The 12766-nt window shown below is 67.1% G+C and carries 11 protein-coding genes; 4 read left to right on the top strand and 7 right to left on the bottom strand.

What is annotated here, in order from left to right:
* Positions 1 to 30 precede the first annotated feature (30 nt).
* The 3 genes from BHK69_RS07610 to BHK69_RS07600 are packed head-to-tail and all read left to right on the top strand — an operon-like array spanning position 31 to position 5278.
* Positions 31 to 1122 carry an efflux RND transporter periplasmic adaptor subunit gene (locus BHK69_RS07610; RefSeq protein WP_244548431.1) on the top strand — a complete coding sequence of 364 codons (1092 nt, stop codon included), beginning with the start codon at positions 31 to 33 and terminating at the stop codon, positions 1120 to 1122.
* On the top strand, positions 1119 to 2204 hold the full coding sequence (locus tag BHK69_RS07605; protein WP_069689567.1) for an efflux RND transporter periplasmic adaptor subunit: 1086 nt from the start codon (positions 1119 to 1121) through the stop codon (positions 2202 to 2204). Before BHK69_RS07610 ends, BHK69_RS07605 begins: the two co-directional genes overlap by 4 nt.
* A complete protein-coding gene (locus BHK69_RS07600; protein WP_069689566.1) occupies positions 2201 to 5278 on the top strand; it encodes an efflux RND transporter permease subunit in 3078 nt (1025 codons plus the stop codon). The genes BHK69_RS07605 and BHK69_RS07600 overlap by 4 nt, the downstream gene beginning before the upstream one ends.
* A gap of 19 nt (positions 5279 to 5297) precedes the next feature.
* On the opposite strand, the gene BHK69_RS07595 is transcribed toward BHK69_RS07600, so the two are convergent.
* From BHK69_RS07595 to BHK69_RS07565, 7 genes are all read right to left on the bottom strand, one after another.
* Positions 5298 to 6215: a homocysteine S-methyltransferase family protein gene (locus BHK69_RS07595; RefSeq protein WP_069689565.1), complete on the bottom strand. Its 918-nt coding sequence runs from the start codon at positions 6213 to 6215 to the stop codon at positions 5298 to 5300.
* Positions 6216 to 6357: 142 nt separating this feature from the next.
* Complete coding sequence (locus BHK69_RS07590; protein ID WP_069689564.1) at positions 6358 to 7050, bottom strand: GntR family transcriptional regulator; 693 nt, start codon at positions 7048 to 7050, stop codon at positions 6358 to 6360.
* A gap of 56 nt (positions 7051 to 7106) precedes the next feature.
* Positions 7107 to 7901 carry an ATP-binding cassette domain-containing protein gene (locus BHK69_RS07585; RefSeq protein WP_069689563.1) on the bottom strand — a complete coding sequence of 265 codons (795 nt, stop codon included), beginning with the start codon at positions 7899 to 7901 and terminating at the stop codon, positions 7107 to 7109.
* Positions 7898 to 8599, bottom strand: a complete 702-nt coding sequence (locus tag BHK69_RS07580) for an ABC transporter permease (protein WP_069689562.1) — start codon at positions 8597 to 8599, stop codon at positions 7898 to 7900. Before BHK69_RS07580 ends, BHK69_RS07585 begins: the two co-directional genes overlap by 4 nt.
* Before the next feature lie 4 nt (positions 8600 to 8603).
* On the bottom strand, positions 8604 to 9329 hold the full coding sequence (locus BHK69_RS07575) for an ABC transporter permease (RefSeq protein WP_069689561.1): 726 nt from the start codon (positions 9327 to 9329) through the stop codon (positions 8604 to 8606).
* Between the two features lie 22 nt (positions 9330 to 9351).
* On the bottom strand, positions 9352 to 10215 hold the full coding sequence (locus BHK69_RS07570) for a transporter substrate-binding domain-containing protein (RefSeq protein WP_083269176.1): 864 nt from the start codon (positions 10213 to 10215) through the stop codon (positions 9352 to 9354).
* A gap of 43 nt (positions 10216 to 10258) precedes the next feature.
* Positions 10259 to 11449: a M20 metallopeptidase family protein gene (locus BHK69_RS07565; RefSeq protein WP_069693459.1), complete on the bottom strand. Its 1191-nt coding sequence runs from the start codon at positions 11447 to 11449 to the stop codon at positions 10259 to 10261.
* Between the two features lie 136 nt (positions 11450 to 11585).
* On the opposite strand from BHK69_RS07565, the gene BHK69_RS07560 reads away from it, so the two are divergent.
* On the top strand, positions 11586 to 12761 hold the full coding sequence (locus BHK69_RS07560) for a trans-sulfuration enzyme family protein (RefSeq protein WP_069693458.1): 1176 nt from the start codon (positions 11586 to 11588) through the stop codon (positions 12759 to 12761).
* Positions 12762 to 12766: the final 5 nt, after the last annotated feature.

Here is a 12766-nt window from a genome sequence, read left to right as displayed (position 1 = left end):
TGGCGACCGCGGCGCAGCGCCGGGCCAGGTTTGGGCGTCCTTGCGCTGCTGGCGCTCGCCGGCTGCAAGGATTCCGCGCCGGTTGATGCGCAACCGCCATTGGCGGTGCTGACGCAGACGGCCAGGCCCACACCGCGCGCCCAAACCGTTTCGCTCACGGGCGAGATCAAGGCCCGCATCCAAAGCGATCTGTCCTTCCGCTTCGCCGGCCGCATCGCGACGCGCAGCGTCGATGTCGGGGACCGCGTCGTGGCCGGCCAGATTCTCGCCACGCTCGAGACCACCGAGCAGAAGGCCGACACGGATTCGGCGACGGCGAGCGTACAGGCCGCCGAGGCGACGTTGCGCCAGGCGAGCGCCACCTTCGAGCGGCAGAAATCGCTGCTCGCCAACGGCTATACGACGCAACGCAGCTACGACAACGCCAATGAAGCCTATCGGGCAGCGCAAGCCTCGCTCGACAGCGCGAAGGCCAATCTCGCCACCGCGCAGGACCAGCTCTCCTACACGGCCCTGCGCGCCGAAGCGCCCGGCATCATCACCGCGCGCAATGCCGAGGTGGGGCAAGTCGTCGAGGCGGCGCAAGCCGTCTTCACCGTCGCCCGGGACGGCGCGCGCGATGCGGTTTTCGACGTCTACGAGGCGCTGCTCGTGCAGAAACCGGCCGACGGCCATGTCGAGATCACGTTGATCTCGAATCCCGCCATCAAGGTCACAGGCACGGTGCGAGAGGTCGCGCCGGTCGTCGACCCCACGACCGGGTCGGTCAGGGTCAAGATCGGCATCGATCAGCCGCCGCCGGAGATGACGCTCAGTGCCGCCGTCTCCGGGGTCGGCCGCTTCCAGCCCCGTGATGTCTTCGCGCTGCCATGGACGGCGTTCTTCACGCAAGGCGGCAAGGCGGCAGTCTGGGTGGTCGATCCGAAAAGCCGCGCTGTCTCGCTCAAGCCCGTCGTCATCGACATCTACCGGACCGGCGAAGTGCTGATCCGCAGTGGATTGAGCGCCGGCGATATCGTGGTCACCGGCGGGGCGCAGCTTCTCAGGCCGGGCCAGGTCGTCGCGCCCACCGAGCAGCAACCGACGGCGCTCCTGCCGGCCAGGGCGGGGAATGCAGGATGAAACACATCGCCACATTCGCCGCCGTGGGAGCCGCCCTGGCGCTCGCGGGCTGCAATTCCGAGACAAACTCGAACACCAAAGCGGCACCGCCTGCGCGCCCCGTGCTGTCGATCGTCGTGAAGCCCAATAGCGACAAGACGATCGGCTTCACCGGCACGATCCAGCCGCAATATCAGACGGAGCTGGGCTTCCGGGTGCTTGGACGGTTGGTCGCGCGCAACGTCAATGTCGGCGACCTCGTCAAGGCCGGGCAGAGCCTGGCCCAGCTCGACCCCTTCATCCTCGCGCTTGCGCTCCGCGCCGCCGAGGCCGATCTGGTCAAGGCGCGCGCGCAGCTTGCGAACACCACCGCCGCCGAAAACCGGATCTCGATCCTGCTCGGGCGGCAGATCTCGAACCAGGCGGATTTCGACACCGCGCAGCAGGCCAAGGAAGCGGCCGCCGCCGCCGTGCAGCAAGCCGAGGCCAATCTGGCAAAGGCGCGCGAGCAGCTCGGCTACACCACGCTCAATGCCGACATTGACGGCGTGGTGACCACGACCGACGCCGAGGTCGGACAGATGGTCGCCGCCGGCAAGCGCGTGGTTTCGCTCGCCCGGACCGATATTCGCGAGGCCGTTGTCGATCTTCCCGACGACCGCGCGCAGCTGCTGGCGGCGGGAGCGCCGTTCGAGGTTCATCTCCAGGCCGACCCTCTGGTCAAGGCCAATGGAAAAGTCCGCGAAATCGCGCCGCAGGCCGATGCCGCGACCCGGACCCGGCGGATCAAGATCACGCTCGAACAGGCCAGCGAGGCGTTCCGGCTTGGCGCGACGGTGACGGCGACGCCATTGGAGGCGACGACGTCGACGATCGACGTGCCGCTCTCGGCCCTGCTCGAGCGCGACGGCGCAACCCGTGTCTGGATCGTCGACACCGCCGCCAAGACCGTGAAGACGGTGCCGGTCCAGGTCGCGGAGCGCAATGGACGCAGCGCCCGGATCGCCAGCGGATTGGAGGCTGGCGCACGCCTCGTCGTGGCGGGCGTCAACAGCCTGTCCGAGGGGCAGGCCGTCAAGATGGATGAGAGGACTACCCGGTGAAGAGCTTCAACCTCTCCGACTGGGCGCTGCAGCACCGCTCGCTCATCTGGTATTTCATGATCGTGGCTTCGGTCATGGGCCTGTTCTCCTATTTCAACCTCGGCCGGGCCGAGGACCCTGACTTCACCATCAAGACGATGATCATCCAGGCGCGCTGGCCAGGCGCCACCGTCGAGGACACGATCAGCCAGGTCACCGACCGGATCGAGAAGAAGCTCGAGGAACTCGACAGCTTCGATTACGCCAAGAGCCTCAACATGCCGGGGCAGACGACGATCTTCGTCAACCTCAAGGACACGACCAGGGCCAAGGACATCCCCGCGATCTGGGTCAAGATCCGCAACATGATCGGGGACATCAAGGGACAGTTTCCCGACGGCATCGTCGGCCCCTTGTTCAACGACAATTTCGGCGACGTTTACGGCAATGTCTACGCCTTCACCTCCGACGGGCTGAGCCAGCGGCAATTGCGCGACTATGTCGAGGATGTCCGCGCCAAGGTCCTGACGGTTGCCAATGTCGGCAAGGTCGACCTCGTCGGCGCGCAGGACGAAGTCATCTATCTCGAATTCTCGACACGCGAGATCGCGGCGCTGGGCATCACCCAGCAAATGGTGGTCGACACGCTGAGGGCGCAGAATGCGATCTCGCCCTCCGGCACCATCGAGGCCAAGGGCGAGCGCATCAGCGTGCGCGTCGGCGGCCAGTTCACCTCCGAAGAAAGCCTGCGGGCGATCAATCTGCGCATCAACGACCGCTTCTTCCGGCTTGGCGACGTCGCCACCATCAGCCGCGGCTATGCCGATCCGCCGACATCCCTGTTCCGCGTCGGCGGGCAACCCGCGATCGGGCTCGCCATCGGCATGAAGCCCAACGCCAACCTGCTCCATTTCGGCGAGGCGCTGAAGGCCGAGATGGCCAAGATCGAGGCGGAACTGCCGATCGGTGTCGGCGTGCATCTGGTCTCGGACCAGCCCGCGATCGTGGAGGAGGCCGTCGGCGGCTTCACCAAGGCACTGGCCGAGGCGGTCGCGATCGTGCTCATCGTCAGCTTCATCAGCCTGGGCGCGCGCGCCGGCTTCGTAGTGGCGCTGACGATCCCGCTCGTGCTCGCCATCACCTTCGTCTTCATGGAGCTCACCGGCATCTCGCTGCAGCGCATCTCGCTCGGCGCGCTGATCATTGCGCTCGGCTTGCTCGTCGACGACGCCATGATCGCCGTCGAGATGATGGTGGCGCGGCTCGAGGTCGGCGACACGCTCCAGAAGGCCGCGACCTATGTCTACACCTCGACGGCCTTTCCGATGCTCACCGGCACGCTGGTGACGGTGGCGAGCTTCATTCCGGTCGGCCTCAACGGCAGCGCCGCGGGCGAGTTCACCTTCACGCTCTTCGTCGTCATCGCCGTGTCGCTGCTCGTCTCCTGGGTGGTCGCGGTGCTGTTCGCGCCGCTGCTCGGCGTCACGCTGCTGCCCAAGACGATGAAGCAGCATCACGACGGGCCCGGGCGGTTGACCCGCGCCTTCAACCGGACCTTACGCGCCTGCGTGCGCTGGAAATGGCTGACGATTGCGGCAACGGTGGCACTGTTTGCCCTCTCGGTCGGCGGCATGCGCTTCGTCCAGGAACAGTTCTTCCCGTCCTCCGACCGGCGTGAGCTGATCATCGACTGGACCGTCCCACAGAACGCCTCGATCACGCAGACGCGCGACCAGATGGACCGTTTCGAGAAGCAGGCCCTCGTCGGCGAGCCCGATATCGAGCATTGGTCGTCCTATGTCGGCCAGGGCGCGGTGCGCTTCGTGCTGTCCTACGACGTCCAACCGGCGAGCCCGAACTTCGGGCAGATCGTCATCGTGACGAAGGACATCGCCGCGCGCGATCGCCTGCGCCCCAAGCTGAAGGCCATTCTCACACGCGATTTCGTCGGCACCGACGCCTTCGTCCATCTGCTCGACATCGGTCCCCCGGTCGGCCGTCCGATCCAGTACCGGGTCAGCGGACCCGACATCCAGACGGTGCGCGCTCTGGCGCAGAAGGTCGCCAGCACGATCGGGCAGAACAAAGACCTGGGCGACATCGTCTATGACTGGAATGAGCCCGGCCGTGTCGTGAAGGTCGATGTGCTGCAGGACAAGGCGGCCCAGCTCGGCATCACCTCGGAAACGATCGCGACCGCCCTGAACAGCATCGTCAGCGGCGTAACCACGACACAGGTGCGCGACAGCATCTACCTGATCAATGTCATGGGCCGGGCGCGCGACGCCGAGCGTTCCTCGATCGACACGCTGCAGAACCTGCAGGTCCAGAGCAGTGCCGGCAAAACAGTCCCGCTCGCGGCGATCGCCAATTTCCGCTACGAATCCGAGCAGCCCGTGGTCTGGCGGCGCGACCGCCTGCCGACGGTGACGGTCAAGGCCAATGTCGTCACCGCGTTGCAGCCGGCAACCGTGGTCAAGGCCCTCGAACCGAGCCTGCGCGAGATCATCACGACGCTGCCGGCCGGCTACAAGATCGTCACCGGCGGCGCGGTCGAGGAAAGCGCCAAGGGCCAGGGGCCGATCGTCGCGATCGTGCCCGTGATGCTCTTCGCCATGGCCACGATCCTGATGATCCAGCTGCAGAGCTTCCAGCGATTGTTCCTGGTCGTCGTGGTGGCGCCGCTGGGCTTGATCGGCGTGGTCTCGGCGCTGGTGCCCAGCGGCGCGCCGCTCGGCTTCGTCGCCATTCTGGGCGTGCTGGCGCTGATCGGCATCCTGATCCGCAACTCGGTCATCCTCGTCGTCCAGATCGAGCATCTGCGGGATGAGGGCCGGGATGGCTGGACCGCCGTGGTCGAGGCGACCGAGCACCGCATGCGGCCGATCCTGCTCACCGCGGCAGCCGCCAGCCTCGCGCTGATCCCGATCGCGCGCGAGGTCTTCTGGGGGCCGATGGCCTACGCCATGATGGGCGGCATCATCGTCGGAACGGTGCTGACGCTGCTGTTCCTGCCGGCGCTCTATGTCGCCTGGTTCCGGCTGAAGGAGCCGGAAGCGCCGACCGAGACGGCCCATCCCGCGGCTACCGGCTGAGCGCGACCACCTGGCCGCCTCACTCCGCCTTCAATCCCTTGTGAATGGCGCAGATATAGTCCGGCCCGATCCCGCAGCAGCCCCCGATGATCCTGGCGCCGCGCCGGCGCCAGTCCTGGGCCCAGCCGAGATAGCGTTGCGGAGCGACATCCTCACGCAGCGCGGAGATGCCCTCATTGGCCGCGGCTTCGCCGGTCTTCTCCGGGAAGGCGTTCGCATAGACGCCGACCGCGATGTCGCTGTCGCCGAGCACCTGCGCGGCGATGTCGACGGCGGGGCCCATGACCTCCGGCCGGCTGCAATTGAACAGCACCGCTTGCGCGCCCGCTTGCCGGATCGCGGCAACCGCGTCGGCCACGGCTTCGCCCGAGCGCAGCCGAGCCTCGGTCCGGTTGATCTCATCATCCTGCAGCGTGAACGAAACCCAGATCGGCCGTCCGGTCGGGACGACCGCGGCGCAAGCCGCCAGGGCCTCCGCAATGCAGCTCTGGGTCTCGGCCAGGAACAGATCGACATGAGGCAGCAGGGCCTCCACCAGATGGTCGAGCATCACTGGTGCGCGCGCGGCGTCGAACAGCTCCGGCTGATAGGATCCAAACAAAGGCGGCAGCGAGCCCGCGACCCGCACGACACGGCCCGCCCGCTCGGCCGCCTCGTCGGCTGCCTGCCGCGCCAGCTTGCCGGCGAGCCCCGCCAGCCGCGCGCCATCGCGTGCAAAACGCTCTTCCCCGATATGGAACGGCACCAGCGCATAGCTGTTGGTGGTGACGATCTCCGCCCCGCTGGCGATGAATGAACGATGCGCCGCGAGCACCGTGTCGGGTGCCTCCATCAAGGCCAGCGCCGACCATTCAGGCTGGCGGAACGGCGCGCCCATGCGCTCCAGCTCCCGCCCCATGCCGCCATCCAGCACGGTCACGCCAGCGCTCGTCGTCATCTCACTCTCCCGATCCGATAGAGCATTGCGCGAAAAAGTGGGTACCGGTTTTTCGCAAGAGCAATGCTCTAAACTTTGAGTATCGATCACGTTTTTCGCATTCGGACGGAACCGTCCGAATGCGACGTGATCGAGGGGATAATCAACGCGTGGAGCGCCTGGCTTCGAGCGCGGCATATCCCTTGAGGTCCTCTGCCAGGCTGACGGCGATATGCTGCCGCACCGCCTCTTCCGCCTGGTGCGGCGAGCCGCTCAGGAGGGCATCGACCAGGGGGCGATGGCTTTCCTCCAGGGGATAACGCTGCGGCCAGTGCTCCTCCGACCAGCGATAGAGCCACTCCATCTTGGCCGACAGGGCGGCGTACCGGTGGATCAGATGCTGGTGTCCGGTCAGCTCGACGGTGGCGCGGTGCAGATCGAGATCGGCAGCCACGCGCTGATCCAGCGGCTCCGCCTCCGCAGGACCCAGCCTTGCGAAAGCCTCCCGCAGCCGCTCACCCGCCGCTTCAGTCGAGCGTTCCGCCAGAATGCGCGCGGCCAGGCCCTCCAGCGCTTCGCGCAGCGTATAGATCTCCCATATGACCTGCGCGTTCAGCGGCGCCACCCGCCAATTGGAATATGGCGCGCGGACGACGAGTTCGTTGCCCTCCAAGGCGAACAGCGCCGTGCGGATCGTCCCCCGGCCGACGCCCAGCCGGCTCGACAGCGCGATCTCGGTCAGCGTCTCGCCAGGGGCAAGCCGGCCGCGCACGATGTCCTCTTGGAGGCGCAACGTGGCGATATCGGCCAGACTCAGCCGCTCGATGGGCAGTGAGAGGTGGGGATCGGACGACACGGCGTACCTTCAGTTCAATCGACAGGACCTGCAGTTCAATCGACAGGACCTGCAGTTCAATCGACAGGACCGGCCTGGCCCCGGACGAAACGGCGACAGCGCTCGGAAACCGGATCGAGGAAGACCTGCTGCGGCGGACCCGCCTCCTCGATGCGGCCTTCATGCAGATAAATGGCGTGGCTGGAAACCTCGCGTGCGAAGGCCATCTCATGCGTCACGATCAGCATGGTGCGGCCCTCCTCGGCCAAAGCGCGGATGACGCGCAGGACCTCGCCCACCAATTCAGGATCGAGCGCCGAAGTCGGCTCGTCGAAGAGCAAGGCGCGGGGCCGGCTCGCCAGCGCCCGGGCGATCGCCACGCGCTGCTGCTGGCCGCCGGAGAGATGTGCCGGCCAGGCATCGCGCTTATCCGCCAGACCGACCTTGGCGAGCATGGCCTCGGCCTCCTCGCGGCATTCGGCGCGGGGCCTGCCCTGCACATGCAGCGGCACCTCCATGACATTCTGCAGCGCAGTCATATGCGGCCAGAGGTTGAAGCTCTGGAACACGAAGCCGATCTGCCCACGCAGCCGGCGAACCTTCTGCCGCTCCGCACGCGAAAACCGGTGCACCGAGCCGGTCAGGACGATCGTCTCGTCCCCGACCGTGACCTCGCCCTGATCGGGAATCTCGAGGAATGGGATGCAGCGCAGCAAGGTGCTCTTGCCCGAGCCGCTGGAGCCGATGATCGAGATGACGTCGCCATCGCGAGCCTCGAGATCGATGCCGCGCAGCACCTCCTGCCTGCCGAAGCTCTTATGGATATTGGCCAGTCGGACCGTTGTCGGGGTTCGAACCGTTGTCGGATTCATGCCGGGCTCCGGTCGAGGGCGGGGCTGCGATGGGTCGAAAGCCGGGCTTCCAGCCAATGGACGAGGCGCGTGATCAAGGTGACGAGCACGAGATAGATCACCGCCGCGCACAGGAAGACCTCGATCGCGCGATAGCTCTGCGAGACCTCGGCCCGGGCGAGGCCCGTCACCTCCATCAAGGTCACGACACTGGCGAGCGAGGTCGCCTTGACCATGCTGGTCACCTCCGCCCCATAGGCCGGCAGCGCCTGGCGGAAGGCCAGTGGCAGAACGATGCGGCGCAGCATGGTCGGGCGCGACATGCCGGCGACCTTGGCGGCCTCGATCGCCCCGCTCGACACGGCGCGGAGGCCGCCGCGCAGGATCTCCGAGGTGTAGGCGGCGTCATTCAGCATGAGCGCCAGGACGGCGCAGACATAAGGCTCGCGCAGGAGCGGCCAGAGCAGCGAATGCCGCAGCGCCGGAAACTGGGCGAGCCCGTAATAGATCAGGAAGATCTGGATCAGCAGCGGCGTGCCGCGAAAGATGTAGACATAGAAATTCGCAAACTGCGCGCCGAGCCAGGACGAGGCCCGCAGGCCCGAGAGCATGAGCGCGAGGACCGCGCCGCCGCTCAGGGACAGCACGGCGAGACTCAGCGTCAGCGGCAGGCCTGCCAGCAGCTTCGGAAACACCTCGGCGATGAAAGCGAGATCCACGCCGCTAGCCCCCCACCCGCATGGCCGGCTGGCCGCGCATGGCCCGCCATTCCGCGATGCGGAAGACGAGCCCTGAGACCGTAGTGATCGCAAGGTAGATCGCGCCGCCGGCCAGGAAGAACAGGAAGGGCAGTTCCGTCGAATTCGCCGCGACGCTGACGGCGCGCAATGTCTCGACCAGGCCGGTCACCGAGACCAGCGCCGATTCCTTGATCACCGACTGCCATTGGTTGCCCAGCCCCGGCAAAGCGGTCCGCAGCGCCTGCGGCGCGATGATGCGCCGGAACATGGTCCAACGCCTCATGCCCGTGACCCGCGCGGCTTCCAGCGTTCCCGGCGGAATGGCGTGGAAGGCGCCACGCAGCACCTCCGCTTGCGCCGCACCGGAGATCAGCCCGATGGCGAGCGAGCCCGCGACGAAGCCGCTGATCTCGACGGGGCCGGTATGGCCGAACTGGTTGGCGATCGTGGTGACGAGCTGGCGGCCGCCGAAATAAAACAGGTAGATCACCAGCAGGTCCGGAATCCCGCGCAGCACCACGCCATAGATGTCGGCGGCGCGGCGCAGCACGGGCGGCCCCGCGATCTTGGCCCAGGCGCAGAGCGTGCCCAGGACGAGCCCGCAGGCGAAGGCGCAGGCCGAGACGGCAAGCGTCGTCAGCCCCGCGGTCAGCAAAGCGTGCCCCCAGCCTTCGGGGCCGAAACCTAGCAGGGTGAAAGCCTCGCCCATCCGCGCCGTATCGTCCGCTGCGTCAGAGCGCGGGCGTAATGTCGATCTCGAACCATTTCAGCGCGAGGCGCTTCAGCGTGCCGTCCTCCGCCACGGACTTCAGCGCCTTGTCGAAGAGTTCCTTGAGCTCGGGATCGCCCTTGCGCAGCCCGACCGCCGAGCCCTGCCCGAGCAGGCCACCGGCGAAGACATAGCCCGAGGCGATCATCTCGCCATTCGACTTCTTGGCGGAGGCGTTGAGGTTGATCGCCGAAGCCATCACCGCATCGACACGCCCGCTCTTGAGGTCGAGGAAGGTATCGGGGCCGGACGAATAGGTGCGGATGGTGACGACGTCCTTGAGATATTTGGTCAGGAAGTCGTTTTGGATCGTCGCGACCTGCACGCCGATGGTCTTGCCGGCGAGCGGCTTGGCCATCTCCTCGACCGCCGCCTTCGTTGCGGCCTCATCGGCCAGCTGGATCCGTGTGCCCGTGCCCGGCAGCGACTTGACGGCGCCATCCTTCATGATGGCGAGGCCCGACGGAGCCGCGGCATAAGGCGTCGAGAAGGCGATGACCTCCTGGCGCTTGGGCGTGATCGAAACCGCGTCCATGATCGCGTCGTATTTGCCGTCGGTAAGCCCGGCGATCATGCCATCCCAGGCCTGCGCGATCATCTCGCATTTGATGTTCATGCGCGCGGACAATTCCTGCAGCAACTCCGGCTCGAAGCCGATCAGGCGGCCGTCGGGCGCATGCATGTTGTAGGGGGGAAAGGCGCCTTCGGTGGCGACGCGGATGACCTTCCAGTCCTTGGCGCTGGCGCTGCGGGGCGCGGTTCCAAATACGAGTCCGGCAGCGGCGCCGAGGCCGAGGGTCAGGAAGGACGAACGGGTGATCTTCACGCCGGAATCTCCAACGAAGGGGTTTGAACAGGGCTAGAGGCTATTATGAAAGGACATCGACCGCGGTGCGCACGAGCGCCGCCACGCCCAGGCCGATGCAGCGCTCGTCGGGCTGGTAGTCGGAGTTGTGCACGCGGTCATTGCGCCCGGGCTGGGACGCTCCGACCAGCAATTGGCAGGACGGGATGCGCTCGGAGAAATAGGAGAAATCCTCCGCGCCGAAGCGCCCTTCGAGCTGGTCGATCACGTCCGCCCCGAACTGGGCCGAGACGGAGCGAACCGCGGCATCGACCACGCCATCGTCATTCACCAGCGCCGGCGCGCCGCGGATATAGGAGATCTCGCAGGTCACGCCCATGGCCGCGCCGACGCCCTCGCAGATGCGGCGGAAGGTGGCTTCCATCGTGTCGCGCGAGGCCGCCGAGCGGCAGCGGACCGTGCCCTGGAACATGCAGCTGTCGGGAATGATGTTGTGGGTCGAGCCGCCGGCGATGTGGCCGATCGTCAGCACAGCCGACTGCGAGGGGTCCATGACGCGGGAAATCGCCGTCTGCAGCTGCATGATCATAGCCGAGGCCGCGACGATGGGATCGACTGCCGCATGGGGACGCGCGGCATGGCCGGAGCGGCCATGGATGATCACGTCGAACTCGTCGCTCGACGCCGTCGAGGCGCCGCGGACATAGCCGAACCGACCGACCGGCATCTCCGGCCGGTTGTGGAAGGCGAGCGCCATCGCCACGCCATCGGCGGCTCCGTCGGCGACCATCGCAGCCGCTCCGCTCTCGACCGTCTCCTCCGCCGGCTGGAAGACGAGGCGGACGCTGCCGCGCAGCATCGGCGCCAGGTTCTTCAGCACCATGCCCGCCCCAAGCAAGGTGGCGGTGTGGATGTCGTGGCCGCAGGCGTGCATCTTGCCGGGAATGGTGCTGGCGAAGGGCAGGCCGGTCAGCTCCTCCATCGGCAAGGCGTCCATGTCGGCGCGGATCAGCAGGCACGGCCCGGGCGCCCCGCCCTCGATCTCCGCCACGACGCCGACGCGCCCGACGCCGCGCTGCGGCTTCAGCCCGATCCGCTCCAGCTCCGATGCGACCAGCGCCGCCGTCCGCACCGTCTCGAAACCGACCTCGGGATGGGCGTGGATATCGCGGCGCAAGGCGATGAGCGCCGGCTCGATCGCCTCCACCTGGTCGGCGATGGCGCGGGTCAGTTCGTTCGGGCGATCAAGGGACATCAGCACACTCAAGGCCATCTTGAAAATTGCGGCGGCATCTAGCCATAGATTCAGCCCTCTCGCAACATGATCGAGGATCGACAATCGACAATATCGGCCTATCCTGTGCGCGATGATCCCCGCCGACGAGACCCCGATGCACGCCGCCACGGTGCTGGCCCAACTCGACCATTACCTGGACCCGGAGACCGGAGGGCTCGTACCGTCGATCCATCCGGCGGTCACGCACGCCCCGCCTGGAGATGCGGCGATGGGCACCGGTTCGACCGCCTCGCGCTATGCGCGCTCCGGCAATAGCGGCGCCACGGTCGCGGAGCGCGTATTGGCCCAGCTTGAAGGCGGAGCGGCCGCCGCGGTCTTCAGCGCTGGCGCGTCGGCAGCCCAGGCTGTCCTGGCCAATCTGCGGCCCGGCGACCATCTCGTGCTGGATTCGGCGGCCTATTATGAATTCGGCGCCATCATCGAGAGGTTCGGCCAGCGCTGGGGCGTAACCGTGGCCCGCGCGGATATGTGCTGCCCCGAGACCGTGCGGCAGGCCATGCGCCCGGGCGAGACGCGGCTGGTCTGGGCGGAGTGTCCCAGCAACCCGCTCTGGCGCGTGCCGGATATCACCGCGCTGGCGGCCATCGCGCATCAGGGTGGCGCGCAGCTCCTGGTGGACGCGACGGTTGCGACGCCGGTGCTGTGCCGGCCGCTGGATTTCGGCGCCGATCTCGTCCTGCACTCGGCGACCAAATATCTGAACGGCCATGGCGATCTCGTCGCCGGCGCGCTCATCACGGCGCAGGCCGGAGCGGCCTGGCAGGAGATCCTCGCCTCGCGGGTAGCGCATGGCAGCGTCCTGCCGCCCTTCGAAGCGTGGCTCCTGCTGCGCGGCATGCGTTCGCTCGCCTTGCGCGTCGAGCGCGCCTCACAGACGGCACTGAAGATCGCCACGACCCTGGCCACGCATCCCGGGGTCGGCGCGGTGCATTATCCCGGCCTGCCCGGCGACCCGCACCATGAGCTGGCCCAGCGGCAATTCCTGGGCGGCTTCGGCGGCATGCTGTCCTTCGAGATCGCCGGTACGGCGGCGGATGCGCTGGCCATATGCGAGCGGACAGCGGTGTTTCGCCGCTCGACCTCGCTAGGCTCGACGGAGAGCCTGATCGAGCATCGGCGCAGCACGGAGGGCGAGCGCTCCACCTGTCCGGAGGCGTTGATCCGACTCTCGATCGGCCTGGAGCACGCGGAAGATCTGATCGTCGATCTGCAGCGCGCTTTGAGCGGCATGCGCCGCATGGCGGAGGCGCCCTTAGCCGAGATGATCTAGAAGAA

Source organism: Bosea vaviloviae (genome assembly GCF_001741865.1).
Taxonomy (GTDB): domain Bacteria; phylum Pseudomonadota; class Alphaproteobacteria; order Rhizobiales; family Beijerinckiaceae; genus Allobosea; species Allobosea vaviloviae.
The sequence above is the reverse complement of the archived record's forward strand: the minus strand, read 5'-3'. Positions and strand labels throughout refer to the sequence as shown.

Coding starts and splice junctions, on each gene's coding strand:
- BHK69_RS07605 (WP_069689567.1), top strand. CDS start 1,119: ATGAAACACATCGCCACATTCGCCGCCGTGGGAGCCGCCCTGGCGCTC.
- BHK69_RS07595 (WP_069689565.1), bottom strand. CDS start 6,215: ATGACGACGAGCGCTGGCGTGACCGTGCTGGATGGCGGCATGGGGCGG.
- BHK69_RS07585 (WP_069689563.1), bottom strand. CDS start 7,901: ATGAATCCGACAACGGTTCGAACCCCGACAACGGTCCGACTGGCCAAT.
- BHK69_RS07575 (WP_069689561.1), bottom strand. CDS start 9,329: ATGGGCGAGGCTTTCACCCTGCTAGGTTTCGGCCCCGAAGGCTGGGGG.
- BHK69_RS07565 (WP_069693459.1), bottom strand. CDS start 11,449: ATGTCCCTTGATCGCCCGAACGAACTGACCCGCGCCATCGCCGACCAG.
- BHK69_RS07560 (WP_069693458.1), top strand. CDS start 11,586: ATGCACGCCGCCACGGTGCTGGCCCAACTCGACCATTACCTGGACCCG.